This is a genomic window from Spirillospora sp. NPDC047279, from assembly GCF_040643285.1.
Lineage (GTDB): Bacteria > Actinomycetota > Actinomycetes > Streptosporangiales > Streptosporangiaceae > Spirillospora.
The window spans coordinates 39,534-57,385 of the sequence record NZ_JBEYUA010000025.1 but is presented as its reverse complement, the minus strand read 5'-3'; the positions used below and the strand labels follow the sequence as shown (position 1 = coordinate 57,385).

The window sequence follows — 17,852 nt, the reverse complement described above, 5'->3', positions numbered from 1 at the left end:
GTGTGACCCGCCCGGTCGGGCCTCAGGAGGGGCCTGGCCGGATCCAGCCGGACGGTGTCAGGGCCGGGCGGCGGCGAGGAAGGCGTCGACCAGGCGGGTGATCTGGGCGGACGGCAGGGGCCGGTCGGCGATGAGCCGGTGGTAGAGCACGGGGCCGGCCAGCTGGGCGATCGCGAGGTCGTCGTCGAGGTCGTCGTCGAGGTCGGCGGGGAGTTCGCCGTTGTCGCGGGCGGCGGCCAGGGCGGCCCGGACGCCGGCGGAGCCCTGGGTGAAGACGTCGGCCTTGAGCCGGGCGAACTCGGGATCCACGGCGGCCCGTTCGATGATCGCGCGCAGGCCGCGGTCGGCGATCGGGACGCTCAGCATCTCGCGGAACGCCTCCAGCTCCTGGATCAGGTCGTCGCGCAGGACGCCCGTGGCGGGCCGCCGGTAGGTGGCGACGTCGAGGGCGATGGTGTCGCGGAGCAGGGTCACGGGGTCGGGCCAGTGCCGGTAGAGGGTGGTGCGGCCCACGCCGCTGCGGGCGGCGACGGTCACGTGGGTGACCGCCGTCCAGCCCTGCTCGACGAGGATCTCGCGGGCGGCGGCCAGGGCGGCGGTCCGGCTGCGCTCGGCGCGGGGATCGGTCATGCCGGGAGTCTATGGAACATCTTGCCCCGAAGCCATCTATGGGGCATCCTGTTCCGAAGATATGGACCATGATGTACCGGAGTTGGAGGGTCGCCGTGAATCCCCTGGAACGTGTCTTCGGCAAGCACAAGTCGCAGGGCCGGGTCGTCGAGACCGGGCCCGTCACGCCGACCATGCGGCGGATCGTCGTCGCCGCCTCCCTGGAGGGCTTCGCGCCCGGGCGGCACGTGCGGATCGAGATCAACGACCCGCTGTCGCTACGTGGCATCGTCCGGCCGGCCGACACGCTGCGCACGTACTCGGTCTGGGACTTCGGCGACGGCGCGTTCGAGATCCGCGCCCACCTCTACGACGGCGACGGCATCGGGCTGCGCTGGGTGAACGGCGTGCGGGCGGGCGACGCGGTGACCTTCTGGGGGCCGCTGGGCGACTTCGACATCCGCCCGGACGCCGCGTTCCACCTGTTCGTGGGCGAGGAGACCGCCTCCGCCGCCTTCGGGCCGATGTTGCGGGCGCTCGATCCGGAGACGCGGGTGGTGGGGGTGCTGGAGAGCGGGTCAGCTGATGACGAGGTGCCGGTGCCCCGTTCCGACGGGTTGCGGCGGGTGCACCGCGACGGCGGCCCGGCCGTCTCCTCCCCCGCCCTCCTGGCGGCGGTGGGCGAGCTCGACCTGCCGGCGGGGGCGGGCGCGGCGTACGTCGCCGGCGAGGCGCGCACCTGCCAGGCGGTACGCGACCACCTGGTGCGCGAACGCGGCTGGGACCGCCGGAACGTCCGCGTCAAGCCGTTCTGGACGCCCGGCAAGCGCGGCCTCCACCACTGACCGGGCTCCCCCCGGATCGGCTAGCCGCGGACCAGGGTGGCCAGGCACTCCACGTGCTGGGTCATGGGGAAGGCGTCGAAGGCGCGCAGCGTCTCGAGCGTCCAGCCGCGCTCGCTGAAGTAGGCGAGGTCGCGGGCCAGCGTGGCGGGGTCGCAGGACACATAGGCGATCTTGCGGCCGACCAGCGTGGCGAGGCGGTCGACGACGGCCTGGCCCGCGCCGGAACGGGGCGGGTCGAGGACGACGACGTCGGCGCCGCCGCGCACGCGGGTGCCGCCGCGGTGGCCGCTGGTGCGCTTGTTCTGGCTGCGGTCCGAGCCGTCGGCGCGGCCGAACTCCAGGTCGCCCAGCACCTCCTCGACCGGGCCGCGCTCGATCGCCACGTTGGGCAGGTCGCGCAGGTTGAACTTGGCGTCGCGGACCGCCTGGCCGTCGGACTCGATGCCGACGACGAGGCCTTCACGGCCGACCCGCTCGGCCAGCCCGGCCGTGAAGAGGCCGACGCCGCAGTAGAGGTCGAGCGCGATCTCGCCCGGCTTGGGCTCCAGGGCCGCCATGACGGCGTCGGAGAGCAGCTGGGCGGCACCGGGGTGGACCTGCCAGAACCCGCTGCCGCTGACCTGGAACATCCGGCCCGAGACCTCTTCCCGGACGTACGGCAGGGACTTGCCGGGCTCCGGCTTGCCGCGGACCAGGCGGACCGGCACCTCCAGGCGGGGAACGCGGGCGCGCTTGCGGCCGCGCTCGCGCACCACGACCAGGCGGTCGCCGGTGGAGGAGGAGACGATGCCCTCGACCGAGGAGGCGCCGGACCAGCGGTGCCGCTCGATGCCCATCAGCTCGACACCGGGGTGGGCGATCAGGCACTCGTCGATCGGCTCGACGTCGTGGGAACGGTGCCGGCGCAGGCCGACGGCCCCGTCGGAGACCGCGAACTGCACGCGGGTGCGCCAGCCGAGGCCGGGCCCGGGCGCGAACTCGGCGTCCTCGACGGGGTAGGGCACCTCCTCGACGACCACGGCGCGGGTGATCCCGGCGAGGCGTTCGAGCTGCTCGGCGACGACGGCGGCCTTCAGCGCGCGCTGCGCGGGCAGGGAGGCGTGCTGCCAGTCGCAGCCGCCGCAGCGGCCGGGCCCGGCGAACGGGCAGGGCGGCGTGACGCGGTCGGCCGAAGGCGTGAGGATCTCGACGGCGTCGGCGCGCAGGAAGTTCTTGGTGCGGTCGGTGACCAGGGCCCGGACCCGCTCGCCGGGGAGGGCGTGCCGGACGAACACCACCCGGCCCTCGTGGCGTGCCACGCAGAAGCCGCCGTTGGCGACGTTGCCGACCTCGAGGTCGAGGTACTCGTCTTCAGGGCCCAGATCAGTCACGGTCCGAAACGATACCGCCACCAGCGCGCACTCCATCCTCCTCCGAGCCCAGGCGCGGGGGACGGCGGGACGAGCCGGGGCCGGGCGGCTCCTTGCGGCCCTTGAGCCGGTCGGACGACTGGAGCTGCCAGGCGACGCTCGTCACCATGACGCCCGGCTGGAACAGCAGCCGGCCCTTCAGGCGCAGGGCGCTCTGGTTGTGCAGCAGGTGCTCCCACCAGTGGCCGACGACGTATTCGGGGATGAAGACGGTGACCACGTCGCGCGGGCTCTTGCGGCGCACGCTCTTGACGTACTCCAGCACCGGCCGGGTGATCTCCCGGTACGGCGAGTCGAGGATCTTGAGCGGTACCGGCACGTCCAGGGCGTCCCATTCCTCCTGGAGGCGCTGGGACTCGTCGGCGTCCACGGCGACGGAGACCGCCTCCAGCGTGGACGGCCGGGTGGCGCGGGCGTACGACAACGCCCGCAACGTCGGCTTGTGGATCTTGGAGACGAGCACGATGCCGTGGTTGCGGGCGGGCAGCGCCACGTCCTCGCCGGACGGCACGAGCTCCTCGGCGACCCGGTCGTAGTGCCGCCGGATGCCCTTCATCAGCAGGAAGAGGATCGGCATCGCGATGCACACGATGTAGGCGCCGTGCGTGAACTTGGTGATCAGCACCACGACCAGGACGGTGCCGGTCATGAAGAGGCCGAACGTGTTGATCGCCCGCGCCCGGTGCATCTCGCGCCGCGCGGTCGTGTCGGTCTCGGTCCGCAGCAGCTTGTTCCAGTGCCGGACCATGCCGGTCTGGCTGACGGTGAACGAGACGAAGACGCCGACGATGTAGAGCTGGATGAGCTTGGAGACGTCCGCCCCGTACGCGTAGATCAGCAGCCCGGCGGCGGTGGCCAGGATGATGATGCCGTTGCTGAACGCCAGCCGGTCGCCGCGGGTGTGCAACTGGCGCGGCAGGTAGCGGTTCTGGGCGAGCACCGAGCCGAGCACAGGGAAGCCGTTGTAGGCGGTGTTGGCCGCCAGGACGAGGATGAGCGCGGTCATCAGCGTCACGAACGCGAACATCGGCGTGAAGTTGCTGAAGACGGTGTGCGCGACCTGCGCGACGACCGGGTCCTGCTCGGAGACGTCCTTGCCGGTGGCCGGGTCGATCAGGTGCACGCCGTGGCCGGGGTCGGCGAACTTGGCGTCGGTGATGTAGGCCATGGCGGTGACGCCGATGAACATGGTCATCGCGATCAGGCCCAGCGCCAGCAGGGTGGTCGCGGCGTTCCTGCCCTTGGGCTTCTTGAACGCCGGCACGCCGTTGCTGATCGCCTCGACGCCGGTGAGCGCGGCGCAGCCGGACGCGAACGCGCGCATCAGCAGGAAGGCGAGCGCGATGCCGCCGACCCCCATCTGCTCTCCCTGGACGTCCAGGTCGGCGGTCTCGGCGCGGAGCTCGGTGCCGAAGAGCATCCGGGTGAAGCCCCAGAGCAGCATGCTGAAGATGCCGAACATGAACAGGTAGGTCGGGATCGCGAAGGCGATGCCGGCCTCCTTCAGCCCGCGCAGGTTGAGCACGGTCAGGATGACCACGATGACGACCGCGGAGGTCACCTTGTGCTCGCCGACGAGGTCGACGAAGGCGCCGAGGTTGGCGACGGCGGACGAGACCGACACCGCGACGGTGAGCACGTAGTCGACCAGCAGGGCGCTGGCCACGACCACGCCCCAGTTGCCGCCGAGGTTCTCGGTGGCGACCTCGAAGTCGCCGCCGCCGCTCTGGTAGGCCCGGACGTTCTGGCGGTACGAGGCGACCACGGTCAGCAGGATCACCACGACGGCCGCCGCGACCCAGGGCGTGTACTGGTAGGCGACCACCCCGGCGATGCCGAGGGTGATCAGGATCTCCTGCGGGGCGTACGCGACCGAGGACAGCGCGTCGCTGGCGAAGACCGGGAGCGCGATCCTCTTGGGCAGCAGTTGCTCGTGCTGCTGGGCGCTGCGCAGCGCACGGCCCAGCAGCACCCGTTTGACAAGGTCCGAAGCCTTCGACACGGAAGGAGACTCTAGCCCTTCGATTTGACGGGCCCATGACGCGCCCGCCCACCCCGACGATCTCTCCCCGCGATGTCTCCCGTGCGCCCGCCGCGGAAACCTCGGCACGGCTGGACTCGTTGCCGCCTGGGTAGTACTTGCCTGGGCGGATGTGTAGTTTTGCAGCCCGGCAGGGATCACCGGGAGACGATTCGACGATCCTCGGGCTCCGGGGAAGGAATGGCCGTGCATATCGTGATCATGGGTTGTGGGCGCGTCGGGTCGACGCTCGCCCACATCCTTGAGGACAAGGGCCATTCGGTGGCCATCATCGACCAGAGCCCGGAGGCCTTCCGCCGCCTGCGGAGCGGGTTCAAGGGCCGCCGCATCACCGGGTTCGGCTTCGACCGGGACGTGATCGCCGAAGCCGGGATCGAGCAGGCCTCCGCGTTCGTCGCGGTCAGCAGCGGCGACAACTCCAACATCATCTCCGCCCGGGTGGCCCGCGAGACGTTCGGCGTCGACAACGTCGTCGCCCGCATCTACGACCCCCGCCGCGCCGAGGTCTACCAGCGGCTGGGCATCCCCACCGTGGCCACGGTCCGGTGGACGGCCGACCAGATCCTGCGCCGCCTGCTCCCCGAGGGCGCCGAGCCGCTGTGGCGCGACCCGACCGGCGAGGTGGTCCTGGCCGAGCTGGAGACCGGCCCGGCCTGGGTGGGCCAGAAGGTCGCCCGGCTGGAGGAGGCCGCCACCACCCGCGTCGCGTTCCTCTCCCGCATGGGCGAGGCCCTCGTGCCGCACTCCGACACCGTCATCCAGGACGGCGACATCGTGCACATCATGGCCCGCTCGGACGACGTGGAGCGCATCAACACCACCGTCGCCACCAGGATCGAGGAGGACCACTGATGCGGGTCGCCATCGCCGGGGCCGGCGCGGTCGGCCGTTCCATCGCCCAGGAGCTCCTGGAGAACGGCCACGAGGTGCTCCTGATCGACAAGAGCCCCAAGGCGATCAAGGTCGAGATGGTGCCGCGCGCCGAGTGGCTGCTGGCCGACGCCTGCGAGATCGCCTCGCTGGACGACGCCGCCCTCGAACGGTGCCAGGTCGTCGTGGCCTCCTCCGGCGACGACAAGGTCAACCTGGTCGTGTCGCTGCTCGCCAAGACCGAGTACGGCGTGCCGCGCGTGGTCGCCCGCATCAACCACCCCAAGAACGAGTGGCTCTTCAACGAGTCGTGGGGCGTGGACGTGGCCGTCTCGACCCCGCGCCTGCTGTCGGCGCTCGTCGAGGAGGCCGTCAGCGTCGGCGACCTGGTGCGCCTGATGACGTTCCGGCAGGGCGAGGCCAACCTGGTCGAGCTCACCCTGCCGGAGGACGCCCCGCTGGGCGGCGAGCGCGTCGGATCGGTCGCCTGGCCCCGCGACACCGCCCTGGTGGCCATCCTGCGGGAGGGCCGGGTGCTGGTGCCGACCGCCGACGACACCCTGGAGCCCGGCGACGAGCTGATGTTCGTGGCCAGCCAGGACGTCGAGGACGAGCTCGCCGACCTCCTGAACGCCCGCTGACGGGCGGGTCCGGGGTCAGCGGTATTCGGCGAGGCGCGGGCGCAGGCCCAGCCAGACGAGGAGGACGACGGCCGCCGCGCCCGCGGGCGGGATCGCGGCCCAGACCAGGGGCACCCGTTCCGCCACCTCGGCGGAGACCGCCATCGTGGGCCCGGCCGCGGCGGACCCGGCCTCGCGCAGGTCCGCCGCCCCGGACGCGAGCAGGCTCACGGTCAGCGGGACCAGGAGCAGCACGGTCAGGGTCGCCACGGCCAGCCACGGGTTGACCCGCCGGCGCAGCCGCCGGGAGAGCATGACCTGGAGGGCCGCCAGCGTGCCGAGCAGCAGCGCGCCGGCCGCCACGGCGCCCCAGGTCGTCAGGGCGGCCACGGTGCGGCCGTTCCCGGCGGCGGCGCCGATCCGGTCGCGGTCCATGCCGGCGAGCCTCTCCAGCGGGGCGAACAGCGACGTGCTCATCAGCACGCTCGCGTCCCGCTGCCGTGACTGCGCGCCCAGCGGCCGGTCGCCGAGGGCCATCGCCTGGCCGATCAGTTCCTGGTAGCGGCCGAAGTCGCTCAGCAGCCCGCGGGCGAGCTCAGCAGCCCGCGGTTCGCCGTCCGTCGCCGCGACCAGCCGGTACAGCTGCGCCGCGGCCTGGACGCGCTGCCGCTCGTAGGACTCGATGGACGCGTCGCGCGCCGCCTGCCAGGCGGGGCCCGAACCGCCGCGCACGATCGCGGCGGTGGAGGCGTCCAGGTCGCCGAGCACCGCCCGCAGCTCGGTGGTGACGGTGAGCCGGGGCCCGGCCCGGTGGGCGATCTCGCGCGACCCGGCGCGCAGCCCGGTCACGCCGGTCACGGCGGTGCAGCCGAACACCACCGCCAGCAGCGCCGCCGCGAGGGCCGGCGCGCGGAGGCGCCGCGGGGTGCTCCAGCCCTCCGGGCGGCCGGTGCGCGGGTTGGCGGGCGGGACCTGCACCGGCAGGCCGACGGCGTCCGGGTCGTTCTCGGTGATCCGCGGGGTCGGGCCCGCCACGGCGGTCATGTCAGCGTCCTCGGCCGGACGGCGTTGGCCCGTTCGATGAGGCCCAGCCGTTCCGCGCGGTCGTCCACCGCCCGCGCCAGCTCCCGGTAGGTCCGCTCCAGCGCCAGCCGAAGGTCGTGCTCGTCGAGCTCCGAGCCCAGCGCGTCCACGCCGTCCGCCAGCACCTCGTCGGCGGCGAGCCGCTCCGCCGCCCCGGGCCCGAGGGACAGCGGGCGCCCGGCCAGCACCTGGCCGAGGGCCGACTCCAGCACCAGCGCGCCCAGCCGCCGCTTGCGCCTGCTCGCCAGGTCCAGCGCCTCGACGCGCCCGGCGGCCGTCAGCAGCTCGGCGAGGCCGAGGTCGCCCGGCTCGCGGCCGCGCAGCTCCGCCAGCACAGCCCCGACCTGGGCGTCGACATGGAAGAAGGACGCCGTGGGAACGGAGGCGAGCGCCGCCACGGCGGTGGCCCGGTCACCCCGCGCGACGCTGACCCGGGCCAGCCCGAACACGGCGCTGGCGTGCGCCTGCTGCGTCCGCCAGACGCGCCGGTGGTAACGCCGCGCGGCGTCCAGGTCGGCCTTGAGCTCGGCGCAGAAGGCCAGGGCCAGCTGGGGCGCCGCCTCGCCGGGGAACCGGTCGTACACCCGGTCGAACGCGCGCTCCGCAGCGGCGGGGTCGTGGTCGGCCAGCGCCAGGACCCCCTGGTACCAGGTGACCCGCCAGTCGGTGCCGCCGCCGGCCAGCGCCCGGCGGGCACGGCCGAACTCGCCGCGCTCGACGTGCTCGCGCGCCTGGTGGACGGACGCCGGGTCGGTGCGTTCGGTCCGCGGGTGAGGCAGCGCGGCGGCCATCACCGGAGGCGCCGGGCGGAGGCCGCCGCGGGTGCCGGCGGGCGCGGTCTCCCCCTCGAAGAGCGCGGACCGGGCGGGTCTGGGGCGGCCGTCCTCGGCGGCCAGCACCTCGCGCAGCACGCCGGTGAGCTGCTCGGCCATCTCGGCCGCCGCCCCGAACCGTTCGCGCCGGTCGGCATGGGTGGCGCGGCGCAGCAGGCGGTCGTACGACTCGTACCGCGCCAGCAGCGGCACCGTCTCGCGGTCGGGCAGCGAGTAGCGGTAGCGGCCGGTGTAGCCGTGGAACTCGAAGCTCAGCACCGCCATCGCCCGCGCGACCGTGTAGAGGTCCGAGCCGATCGACGGGCCGGACTCGGCGATCTCCGGGGCCTGGTAGCCCGCCGTCCCGTAGATCGGGCTCTGCTCGTCGCCGGCGTGCCGGACGCCGCCCAGGTCGATGAGCCGCAGCCGGCCGTCGGAGTGCAGCGCGTTGTCCGGCTTGAAGTCGCAGTAGAGCAGGCCGAGGTCGTGGAGGTGGCCGAGCGCGTGCAGCGCCTCCAGGCCGTAGGCGAGCACCTGCGGCAGCGGGAGCGACTCGCCGGTGGCCTCGCGCCGCTCCAGCAGGAGGTTCTTGAGCGATCGCCCGTCGACGTACTCCATCACGATGTAGCCGGCGCCGAAGTGCTCCACGAAGTTGTGGATCTCGACGATGTTGGGGTGCTGGACGGTCGCCAGGAACCGCCGCTCGGCGACGGCGGCGGCCATCGCGTCGGTGTCGCCGGAGTCCAGCAGGCCTTTCAGCACCACCGCCCGGTCGCCGACCTGGCGGTCGCGGGCCAGGTAGATCCAGCCGAGGCCGCCGTGGGCCAGGCAGCCCAGCACCTCGTACTGCCCGGCCACGATGTCGCCGGGCCGCAGCTTGGGCGTGAACGAGTAGCCCAGGCCGCAGCGGGGACAGAAGCCCTCCGTCCTGCCGGAACGCTCCGGACGCGGGCCGGGGGCCCTGGCCGGCCGCCGGACCGGGTGGGCGCTCCGGCCCACCGGGGAGTCGCAGCGGCTGCAGAACCGCCTGCCCTCGGGCACCTGCGGATCTCGCATGATCGCGTCCGCGGGGTCCCGCCGCGGTACGTGCGGCATCGCGACCAGGCCCGCGCCGAGCGTTCCGCGCCGGGACATGACCGTCCGCTCCCCCGGGCCGCCGGCGCCGCCGGGCCCGGAGGTGCCGGACGTGCCGGCCGCAGCCGATGCGCCCGCCGCGTTCGACAGGCCCGGTGTGTTCGACAGGCCCGGTGTGTTCGACAGGCCCGCGCCGTTCGTCCTGCCCGGCGTGTTCGGTGCGCCCGAGGGGTTCGGCCCGCTCGCGGCGTTCGGCCTGCCCGCGCCCGGTGGGCCCGCGCCCGTGCGGCGGGCGCCCTCGACGAGGCGGGCGATCTCCACCCGCCGCCCGCCGCCGTGCCAGCCACGCCGCCAGGGGGTGGAGACCCGGGCCGCCGTCGGGGCGGGGGCCGTTCCGCAGATGTTGCAGTAGCCGTCCTCGACCGCTCCCCCGCAGCCGTTGTCCGCGCAGAGCGCCAATGTGTGGTTCACCGTGAGCACCGCCTTCTTCAGGGCGTGCGGAGACGCCCCGCAAAATGCCTTTCAGAATGGATCGCATGATGAGGTCGCCGCCCGGAATGGCGACGGCCGCGAATCACTGAAGAAGGGGATGGCGTGCGGCCCGCGATCGGCCGGCACGCCCGGCGATCAGGAGGATCCCAGCGGCGGTAGAAGGGGCCCGCGCCCGCGGGTCGGCACCGATCCGGTGCCGCGGCGCCCGGCTGCGGCTTCATCGGACCTCCCGGCGGCAGACTGAACGTCCTGCCGACCAGGCTTCCCGGCGCACCTGAGCGTGATTTTACCGTGGCGGGGCATTCGACAACAGCCGATAATGGCTCCGGGAACGGCCGTTAGTGGCCGCCGCGAGCACGTTCAGGAGCCGCGAGTGCGGCGGCCGCGCGTAGGCGGCCGCGCATATTCCGGGGCAGGCGCGTCAGGTGGCCGCGGGTGGTTTGACGGCGCTCATCGGCGTCCGGCCGCGGGCCAGGAGCCAGGCCATGCCGGCGAACGCGGCCACCTGGAGCGGCCAGCCCAGGACGATCTTGCTGGTGCCCAGCCAGCCGACCTCGCCGGCCAGGTAGAGCGGGTACTGGACCACCACGCGCAGGATGCAGGGCAGCACCAGCAGCCAGGTCAGCCGCTGGCAGAGCTTGACGACGCCCGGGTCGTCGCGCCACGCGGTCGGGTCGCCGGTGACCGACCCGATGATGAAGCCCACCACCGGCCAGCGCGCCACGATCGAGAAGATCATGACCACCGCGTAGCCGGTGTTGTAGAGGATGCCGGGCAGGAAGGCGTCCTCGGCCTTGCCCGAACGGAGGGCGAAGAACGCCGCGATGCCGATGCCGATCAGGCTGTTGAGCACGAACTGGGGCGTGGACTTCTGCGCCAGCCGCACGACCAGCAGCACCACGGCCGCCACGACACCGATGACCAGCGAGAGTCTCAGCTGGTCGGTGAGCACGTAGGAGAGGGTGAAGCCCGCGGTCGGCACCGCGGCCTCGATCACGCCGCGGATGCCGCCCAGCGCCTTGGACAGCTGCGTCCGCACGGCCGCCTCGACCGTGTCGTGAGCGCTGTCACCCGCGACCGCGCCGCCGGCGGCGGCGTCATCGGCTGCGTCATCGGCAGCGTCATCGGCGGCGGTGGCGTCCGGCGCGCCGGGCTCGGGCAGGGTCTGCGTGCCGACCGCCACGGGGCCGTCCGCGGCCGGGGCGGGACGCGCCTCGGCGGGAGGCGGCGGGGCGTCGTCGGCGGCCGGGATGTCGTCCGCCGGCCGGCTCGATTCAGCGCCCACGCCGCTCCTCCAGGTCGATCGTCTCGGGGTCTACGAGTTGCCGCGCAGCTCGTAGCGGGGATTGAACATGACCTTGCGGCCGTCCTGCACGCTCACCAGGCCCTCGGCGCGGAGCCGGCGGCCGGGGTCGATCCCGGCGATGCGGCGCCGTCCCAGCCAGACCAGGTTGATCACGTCCGTGCCGTCGTAGAGCTCGGCCTCCAGGGCCGGCGCGCCGCCACGGGGACGCAGGGTCACTGTACGTAGCGTACCGGCCACGCAGTGCCGCTTGCGCTCGGAACAGGCGGTGATGGGGGTCGCCCCCTCCTCGTCCGAGGTCTTCTGGAGGTCTTCGGCCTCCAGCTCGGCCTTGCTCGAGGCCATGCGGCGCAGGAAACGCCGCAGACCCCCGCGTTCCGGCTCGGGATCGCGACTCTCGTCCGCGTCCGGCGATGAGCCGGCCTGCACCTCGTCCATGATTCGAAGACTATGACATACCCGCGAGAAACGAACCGGTCCGCACGGTTCGAAACGGGAACGAATCAACCCCTCGGCGCGTACATGATCACGAGAACGCCGAGAAGGCAGATCAGGGCCCCCGCGAGGTCCCAGCGATCCGGTTCGAACCCGTCCACGAGCATGCCCCAGGCGAGCGATCCCGCGACGAACACCCCGCCGTACGCGGCGAGGATCCGGCCGAAGTTGGGGTCGGGCTGGAAGGTCGCGACGAAGCCGTAGACGCCGAGGGCCGCCACGCCGGCGCCCGCGAACAGCAGCCCGCGGTGTTCGCGGACCCCCTGCCAGACGAGCCAGGCGCCGCCGATCTCGGCGACGGCGGCCAGCACGAACAGCAGGAGCGAACGGGCGACGGTCATGACAGGACGGTAATGGTGGCGGCGATCCGGCCCCGACCTGGCCCTCGATCTGTCCCTCGGGCTAGCCCTCGAAGCGGTATCCCATGCCCGGCTCGGTGATCAGGTGGCGGGGGTGGGCGGGGTCGGGTTCGAGCTTGCGGCGCAGCTGCGCCAGGTAGACGCGCAGGTAGTTGGTCTCCTTCTCGTACGAGGGGCCCCAGACCTCGCGCAGGAGCTGCCGCTGGCCGACCAGGCGCCCGGCGTTGCGCACGAGCACCTCGAGGATGTGCCATTCGGTGGGCGTCAGCCGGACGTCCCGGCCGTCCCGGACGGCCTTCTTGGCGGCCAGGTCGACGGTGAACGCGGCGGTCTCGACGACGGCGGCCTCCGGGGCGGGCGCGGCGCGGCGCACGGCGGCGCGCAGCCGGGCCAGCAGCTCGTCCATGCCGAACGGCTTGGTCACGTAGTCGTCGGCGCCCACGTCCAGCGCCTCGACCTTCTCGGCGGAGGCGTGCCGGGCGGACAGGACGATGATCGGCACGGACAACCAGCCGCGCAGCCCCCTGATCACGTCGGTGCCGTCCATGTCGGGCAGGCCGAGGTCGAGGAGGACCACGTCGGGGTGGTGCCGGGCGGCGAGGTCGAGCGCGGTGCGGCCGTCGGGCGCGGCGTCCACGTCGTAGCCGCGGGCCTTCAGGTTGATCCGCAGGGCGCGGACGATCTGCGGCTCGTCGTCCACCACCAGAACGCGGGTCACGCCTCCCCCTCCTCCTCATGCCGGTGCGGCCCGGCGTCCGGCGGCACTACCGGCGGCACCGCCGGCAGTGCGAAGACCATGGTCAGTCCGCCCCCGGGCGTGTCCTCCGGGGTCAGCGTGCCGCCCATCGCGTCGGCGAAGCCGCGCGCGACCGCCAGGCCGAGCCCCACCCCGGTCCCCCTCGGCGCGTCACCGAGCCGCTGGAACGGGGCGAACATGCGTTCCTTCACATTGTCGGGCACTCCGGGCCCGCGATCGACCACCCGGATCTCCACCCGGGACCCGTGCTCGCTCGCGGTGACCAGCACCGGGCCGCCGCCGTGCTTCGCCGCGTTCTCGACCACGTTGGCCAGCGCACGTTCCAGCAGCCCGGCGTCGGCCCACACCGGCGACAACCCGTCGGGGACGTCCACGGTGACGTCCGGCACTCCGGCGAGGGCGCGCGGCAGCACCTCCAGCACCGGCACCGGCCCGATGAGGGGGGTGACGACCCCGGTCCGCAGCCGGCTCATGTCGAGGAGGTTGCCGATGAGCCCGTCGAGCCGGTCGGCCGACTCCTCGATGGTCGCCAGCAGCTCGGCCTCGTCCTCGGGGTCCCACTGGACGTCGGTGGCGCGCAGGCTGCTCACCCCGGCCTTGATGGAGGCCAGCGGCGTGCGCAGGTCGTGCGAGACGGCGGCGAGCAGCGCGGTGCGGATCTTGTCGCCCTCGGCGAGCCGCCGGGCCCGCGCGGCGTCCTCCGCGAGCCGCCGCCACTCGAGGACGGCCTCGGCCTGGGAGGCGAACGCCGACAACACGCGGCGGTCGGCGGCGGGCAGCACCCGTCCGCTGAGGGCGAGCACCGAGGCGTCGCTGACTCTCGCGGTCGCCTCGGCGTCGTCGGGGTCGGCGGCCGGATCGGTCCCGGTCGAGCCGACCGTGCGCCAGCCGTCGCCGGTGCGTTCCAGCAGGGCGGCCGCCCGGACCCCGAAGGTCTCGCGGACCCGGGACAGCAGCGCGGGCAGCGCGTTCTCGCCGCGCAGGACGCTGGTGGCGAGCAGGCTGAGGATCTCGGCCTCGGCGTTGCCGCGCGCGGCCTGGCGGGTGCGGCGGGCGGCGAGGTCGACGACCGACGACACCGCCACCGCGACGGCGACGAAGACGGCGAGGGCCAGCGCGTTCTCCGGCTCGCCGATGGTGAGCGTGTGCAGCGGCGGCGTGAAGAACCAGTTGAGCAGCACGAAGCCCAGCACCGCCGCCGCCACCGCGGGCCAGAGCCCGCCGACGAGCGCGACCACGACGGTGAGGGCGAGGAAGAGCAGCACGTCGGTGTTGAGCCCCGGATGCAACCCGCCGGCCCTGAGGGCGAACGTGGCGAGGGCGGGCCCGAGCAGCGCCAGCGCCCAGCCGTACCCGCGGCGCCGGGCGCTGAGCGGGCTGCCGGCGACCGAGACCAGGCCGCGGCCCTTGCCCACCCGCTCATGCGTGACCAGGTGCACGTCGACCCCGCCCGCCGCTGCGCCGTGCCCACTCCCACCACCCGCCCCGATGGAACCGACCTCGCGGGCGACCGTGGCGCCGACGCCGGGGCCGAGGACGAACTGCCAGCCGCGCCGGCGGCTGGAGCCGAGCACGATCTGGGTGGCGTTGACGCCGCGCGCGAACTCCAGGATCGCGGCGGCGACGTCGTCGCCGAGCACCTGGTGGTAACCGCCGCCGAGGCTCTCCACCAGGGTCCGCTGCCGGGCCAGCGCCTGCGGCGAGGTGCCGTCGGCCAGGCCGTCGCTCCTGGCGACGTGGACCGCGAGGAGCTCGGCACGGCCCGCGCGGGCGGCGATGCGCGCCGCGCGCCGGACCAGGGTCTCGCCCTCGGGGCCGCCGGTGAGCGCCACGACGACACGTTCGCGCGCCTCCCACGGCTCGGTGATGCCGTGCTGCTCGCGGTAGCGGGCCAGGCCCTCGTCCACGCGGTCGGCGACCCAGAGCAGGGCCAGCTCGCGCAGCGCGGTGAGGTTGCCGACCCGGAAGTAGGCGGCCAGGGCCGCATCGATCTTCTCCGGCGTGTAGACGTTGCCGTGCGCCATCCTGCGGCGCAGCGCCTCCGGCGTCATGTCGACCAGCTCGACCTGGCCGGCGCGGCGCACCACCTCGTCCGGGACGGTCTCCCGCTGGGGAACGCCCGCGATGCGCTCGACGACGTCGTTCAGCGACTCCAGGTGCTGGACGTTGACGGTCGAGATCACGTCGATGCCCGCGTCGAGGATCTCCTCGACGTCCTGCCAGCGTTTCTCGTTGCGGCCGCCGGGCACGTTGGTGTGCGCCAGCTCGTCCACCAGCGCCACCTCGGGCCGCCGCGCGATCACCGCGTCCACGTCCAGCTCGGTGAACGTGCTCCCCCGGTAGGCCGCCGTGCGGCGCGGCACGACCTCCAGGCCCTCGATCAGCTCGGCGGTACGGGGACGGCCGTGGGTCTCGACGAAGCCGACGACCACGTCGGTGCCGCGCGCGGCCCGCCGGTGCCCCTCGCCGAGCATGGCGAAGGTCTTGCCCACCCCGGGCGCCGCGCCGAGGTAGACGCGCAGCTCGCCCCGCGCCCCCACGATGATCAACCTCCCCGAGGTGAGATGCCCTCCGCCGCCCGGGCGGAATCCATCTCAATTTCGCAGACCGCCCCCGTGATCTAGAACGGGCGTCTAGTTTGCCGAGCGACGTCACCGCCCGTACCCGAACGCTTACGGAGGGGCGTCTTCACTCATTTTCGGACATTCGTCTCGGGGGGACATCATGCGGCGCAAGGCCGAGCAGGGAAAGACCAGAAGACGGCGGCTGGTGTTCACCGCCTCGGTGGCCACCGCCGCGCTCGCCGTCGCGGGCGTCACGCTGGCGGCCTACGGGAACGAGCGCCACCGGCCCGGCGCGGCGCCCGGCGCGGCGCCCGGGGACCGCCCAGCAGGCACGCCCGCGCGGCCGGACGCGATCCGGATCGCCCCGCTCGACGGCGTCCGGCAGGCGCGCCCGGACCGCGGCGTCGTCGTCCACGCGACGCGCGGCACGCTGAGCAAGGTGATCGTACGGGCCAGGGGCGGCGCGCCCGAGCCGGGGCGGTTGTCGGGCGACGGGCGTACGTGGCGCACCCGCTGGGCGCTGCGGCCGGCCACCGCCTACACCGTGAGCAGCACCGGCACCGACGACACGGGCGAGCCGTCCACCGCGGTCAGCCGGTTCCGCACGCTCACCCCGGACGCGACGTTCGCGATCGCCGACGTCACGCCCCGGCCGGGCGAGACGGTCGGCGTCGGCATGCCGCTCATCGTGACGTTCGACCGCGCGATCACCGACCGCGCGGCGGTCGAACGTTCGCTCGTGGTCAGGATGAGCAGGAAGGTGACCGGCGCCTGGCACTGGACGAGCCCCTCCCAGGTCGTCTTCCGGCCGCGCCGCTACTGGCCGTCGGGGCAGCGGGTCACGCTGGTCGCGCACACGGCGGGCGTGCGGTCGGCGCCTGGGGTGTTCGGCGCCGCCCGTTCCGCCTCGGCGTTCACCACCGGCTTCCGCGTCGGGCCCGCCCGCGTCAGCACCGTGGACGTGCGGCGGCACCGCATGACGGTACGGGTCGGCGGCGCCGTCGTGCGCGACGTCGGCATCAGCGCGGGCAAGGGCGGACGGCGCGCGTACACCACGGCCAGCGGCGTGCACCTGGCGATGGGCAAGGGCGACCCGGTCATCATGACGTCCGGCTGGATGGGCGTCACCGACCCCAAGGACCCGGAGTACTACAAGCTCAAGGTGCGGCACGCCGTGCAGATCTCCGGCAGCGGCGAGTACGTGCACTCGGCGCCCTGGTCGGTCGGCTCGCAGGGGCGCGAGAACGTCAGCCACGGCTGCGTGAACGCGCCGCCGTCGTTCGCCCGGTGGTTCTACGGGCAGTCGCTGCGTGGCGACGTCATCACCGTGACCGGCACCGACCGCGTGCTGGAGCCGGCGAACGGGTGGGGCTTCTGGCAGATCCCCTGGAGCAGGTGGGCGGCGGGCAGCGCGCTGAAGCGCTGACCCTCCGGAGGTCGGCGTATACAGGGGCTGCGTGTGCAGGGGGCGGCGTGTGCAGGGGGCGGCGTATACAGGGGGGCGCTCGTCCGGGGAAGAGGGAGGAGCGCCTCAGACGATGGCGCGGCCCTTGCGGATACGGCGGCTGACGTCCCAGCCGTAGACGTTCCAGGGCAGCTCCCGGATCGGCCTGGGCAGCACCTTGTTGACCGCCGCCGTCGTCCGCACGTAGCGGTCGAAGCGCGCCTGGTGGCGGGCCGTCCACGAGACGCCCAGCTCGTCGCGGAACTCCTGCGGCAGGTAGCCCAGGGTCAGGAAACGGTTGAGCGGCCCGAACGTCCTGCGGACCGGCGCCGACAGGAAGGCCATGTCGATCAGGTCGAGCAGGTAGCCGCGCGTCACGTCGTCCATCTGGATCTGGTCGAGGCCGTCCTGCCAGTACTTCTCGAACGCGGCCCGGTCGGCGGGCCACATGTCGTCGGTGACCTGGAGGGTCGTGCCGAACTTCGCCCCGTAGTGGTAGAAGTCGTCCCGGAGCTCCTCGCTGGGCTGCCCGTACAGCTTGATGTAGATGTCCTCGGTGCCCCAGTAGAGGCAGGCGGCCACCCACAGCTGGAGGTCGCGGCTGAACGCGTTGTACTTGACGTCGTCGCCCGGGCGGGACACCACCTGGCGGTGCTGCTTGTCGACCTCGAGGCGCATCGCCTCGCGCTCGGCGTCGGTGCCGTGCATGGCGACCATGATGTAGCTGAGGGTCGTCCGCGCCCGCTTGATCGGGTGCTTGTCGACCCGGCCGCCCTGGACCCTGCTCTCGGCGACCCCGCGCCCGACCGGCAGCCGGGACAGCTGCATGATGACGTTGGCGCTCGCGGCGGCCAGCGCGAAGACGCTGATGCTCTTGCGGGCGATCTCGGGCACGGGTGCGCTCCGGGTGGCGGGATCCGGGGCGGTCGCGACCATCGGGGCCTCACTCTCGTGACACGTGTGATCCATGCGATCACCACCATGCCAAAGTAAGTGCTTGCTTGCAACCCTCGGGGCTCACTTGTCACCCTTTAGGACAAATTTCGCAAATCAGAATATCTGTCCCATGCTCCGG

Annotated in this window: 15 protein-coding genes; 4 read left to right on the top strand and 11 right to left on the bottom strand. The window is 73.3% G+C overall.

Annotated features, from left to right (window positions below; translation table 11 throughout):
• Window positions 1-57 precede the first annotated feature (57 nt).
• Entirely contained in the window at window positions 58-630 is a 573-nt protein-coding gene (locus ABZ810_RS42470; RefSeq protein WP_358412910.1) for a TetR/AcrR family transcriptional regulator, read from the bottom strand.
• Between the two features lie 95 nt (window positions 631-725).
• On the opposite strand from ABZ810_RS42470, the gene ABZ810_RS42465 reads away from it, so the two are divergent.
• Complete coding sequence (locus ABZ810_RS42465) at window positions 726-1,454, top strand: siderophore-interacting protein (RefSeq protein ID WP_358412908.1); 729 nt, start codon at window positions 726-728, stop codon at window positions 1,452-1,454.
• A gap of 20 nt (window positions 1,455-1,474) precedes the next feature.
• On the opposite strand, the gene ABZ810_RS42460 is transcribed toward ABZ810_RS42465, so the two are convergent.
• Entirely contained in the window at window positions 1,475-2,824 is a 1,350-nt protein-coding gene (locus ABZ810_RS42460) for a class I SAM-dependent RNA methyltransferase (RefSeq protein WP_358412907.1), read from the bottom strand.
• Window positions 2,817-4,865, bottom strand: coding sequence for an APC family permease (locus tag ABZ810_RS42455; protein WP_358412905.1), 2,049 nt, complete (start codon window positions 4,863-4,865; stop codon window positions 2,817-2,819). The genes ABZ810_RS42460 and ABZ810_RS42455 overlap by 8 nt, the downstream gene beginning before the upstream one ends.
• Before the next feature lie 225 nt (window positions 4,866-5,090).
• Between ABZ810_RS42455 and ABZ810_RS42450 the strand changes: the two genes are divergently transcribed.
• Both ABZ810_RS42450 and ABZ810_RS42445 read left to right on the top strand, forming a co-directional pair.
• On the top strand, window positions 5,091-5,756 hold the full coding sequence (locus ABZ810_RS42450) for a TrkA family potassium uptake protein (RefSeq protein ID WP_358412903.1): 666 nt from the start codon (window positions 5,091-5,093) through the stop codon (window positions 5,754-5,756).
• Window positions 5,756-6,415, top strand: a complete 660-nt coding sequence (locus tag ABZ810_RS42445) for a TrkA family potassium uptake protein (RefSeq protein ID WP_358412901.1) — start codon at window positions 5,756-5,758, stop codon at window positions 6,413-6,415. The genes ABZ810_RS42450 and ABZ810_RS42445 overlap by 1 nt, the downstream gene beginning before the upstream one ends.
• A gap of 15 nt (window positions 6,416-6,430) precedes the next feature.
• On the opposite strand, the gene ABZ810_RS42440 is transcribed toward ABZ810_RS42445, so the two are convergent.
• The 7 genes from ABZ810_RS42440 to ABZ810_RS42410 all read right to left on the bottom strand — a co-directional run bounded on the left by ABZ810_RS42440 (window position 6,431) and on the right by ABZ810_RS42410 (window position 15,309).
• Window positions 6,431-7,438 carry a hypothetical protein gene (locus ABZ810_RS42440; RefSeq protein WP_358412899.1) on the bottom strand — a complete coding sequence of 336 codons (1,008 nt, stop codon included), beginning with the start codon at window positions 7,436-7,438 and terminating at the stop codon, window positions 6,431-6,433.
• Window positions 7,435-9,834 carry a tetratricopeptide repeat protein gene (locus ABZ810_RS42435; protein ID WP_358412897.1) on the bottom strand — a complete coding sequence of 800 codons (2,400 nt, stop codon included), beginning with the start codon at window positions 9,832-9,834 and terminating at the stop codon, window positions 7,435-7,437. The genes ABZ810_RS42440 and ABZ810_RS42435 overlap by 4 nt, the downstream gene beginning before the upstream one ends.
• 442 nt (window positions 9,835-10,276) lie before the next feature.
• Window positions 10,277-11,140, bottom strand: coding sequence for a DUF3159 domain-containing protein (locus tag ABZ810_RS42430; RefSeq protein ID WP_358412895.1), 864 nt, complete (start codon window positions 11,138-11,140; stop codon window positions 10,277-10,279).
• Between the two features lie 30 nt (window positions 11,141-11,170).
• Window positions 11,171-11,596: an OB-fold nucleic acid binding domain-containing protein gene (locus ABZ810_RS42425; protein ID WP_358412893.1), complete on the bottom strand. Its 426-nt coding sequence runs from the start codon at window positions 11,594-11,596 to the stop codon at window positions 11,171-11,173.
• 65 nt (window positions 11,597-11,661) lie between these two features.
• A complete protein-coding gene (locus ABZ810_RS42420) occupies window positions 11,662-11,994 on the bottom strand; it encodes a YnfA family protein (RefSeq protein WP_358412891.1) in 333 nt (110 codons plus the stop codon).
• Between the two features lie 61 nt (window positions 11,995-12,055).
• The gene (locus ABZ810_RS42415) at window positions 12,056-12,730 is read right to left on the bottom strand and encodes a response regulator (RefSeq protein WP_358412889.1); all 675 of its coding nucleotides are present in this window, start codon (window positions 12,728-12,730) and stop codon (window positions 12,056-12,058) included.
• Window positions 12,727-15,309 (bottom strand): DUF4118 domain-containing protein, encoded by a 2,583-nt coding sequence (locus ABZ810_RS42410; RefSeq protein WP_358412887.1) that lies wholly within the window; start codon window positions 15,307-15,309, stop codon window positions 12,727-12,729. Before ABZ810_RS42410 ends, ABZ810_RS42415 begins: the two co-directional genes overlap by 4 nt.
• 184 nt (window positions 15,310-15,493) lie before the next feature.
• Here ABZ810_RS42410 and ABZ810_RS42405 point away from each other — a divergent pair, with 184 nt between their 5' ends.
• Window positions 15,494-16,759, top strand: coding sequence for an Ig-like domain-containing protein (locus ABZ810_RS42405; RefSeq protein WP_358412885.1), 1,266 nt, complete (start codon window positions 15,494-15,496; stop codon window positions 16,757-16,759).
• Between the two features lie 105 nt (window positions 16,760-16,864).
• Here the strand turns inward: ABZ810_RS42405 and ABZ810_RS42400 are convergent, their stop codons facing one another.
• Window positions 16,865-17,746: an oxygenase MpaB family protein gene (locus ABZ810_RS42400; RefSeq protein WP_358412883.1), complete on the bottom strand. Its 882-nt coding sequence runs from the start codon at window positions 17,744-17,746 to the stop codon at window positions 16,865-16,867.
• Window positions 17,747-17,852 lie beyond the last annotated feature (106 nt).

What these genes read in the sequence shown, in the direction of transcription:
- ABZ810_RS42420 (WP_358412891.1), bottom strand. Translation starts at nt 11,994, where the DNA reads ATGACCGTCGCCCGTTCGCTCCTGCTGTTCGTGCTGGCCGCCGTCGCC.
- ABZ810_RS42425 (WP_358412893.1), bottom strand. Translation starts at nt 11,596, where the DNA reads ATGGACGAGGTGCAGGCCGGCTCATCGCCGGACGCGGACGAGAGTCGC.
- ABZ810_RS42440 (WP_358412899.1), bottom strand. Translation starts at nt 7,438, where the DNA reads ATGACCGCCGTGGCGGGCCCGACCCCGCGGATCACCGAGAACGACCCG.
- ABZ810_RS42400 (WP_358412883.1), bottom strand. Translation starts at nt 17,746, where the DNA reads ATGGATCACACGTGTCACGAGAGTGAGGCCCCGATGGTCGCGACCGCC.
- ABZ810_RS42470 (WP_358412910.1), bottom strand. Translation starts at nt 630, where the DNA reads ATGACCGATCCCCGCGCCGAGCGCAGCCGGACCGCCGCCCTGGCCGCC.
- ABZ810_RS42445 (WP_358412901.1), top strand. Translation starts at nt 5,756, where the DNA reads ATGCGGGTCGCCATCGCCGGGGCCGGCGCGGTCGGCCGTTCCATCGCC.
- ABZ810_RS42405 (WP_358412885.1), top strand. Translation starts at nt 15,494, where the DNA reads ATGCGGCGCAAGGCCGAGCAGGGAAAGACCAGAAGACGGCGGCTGGTG.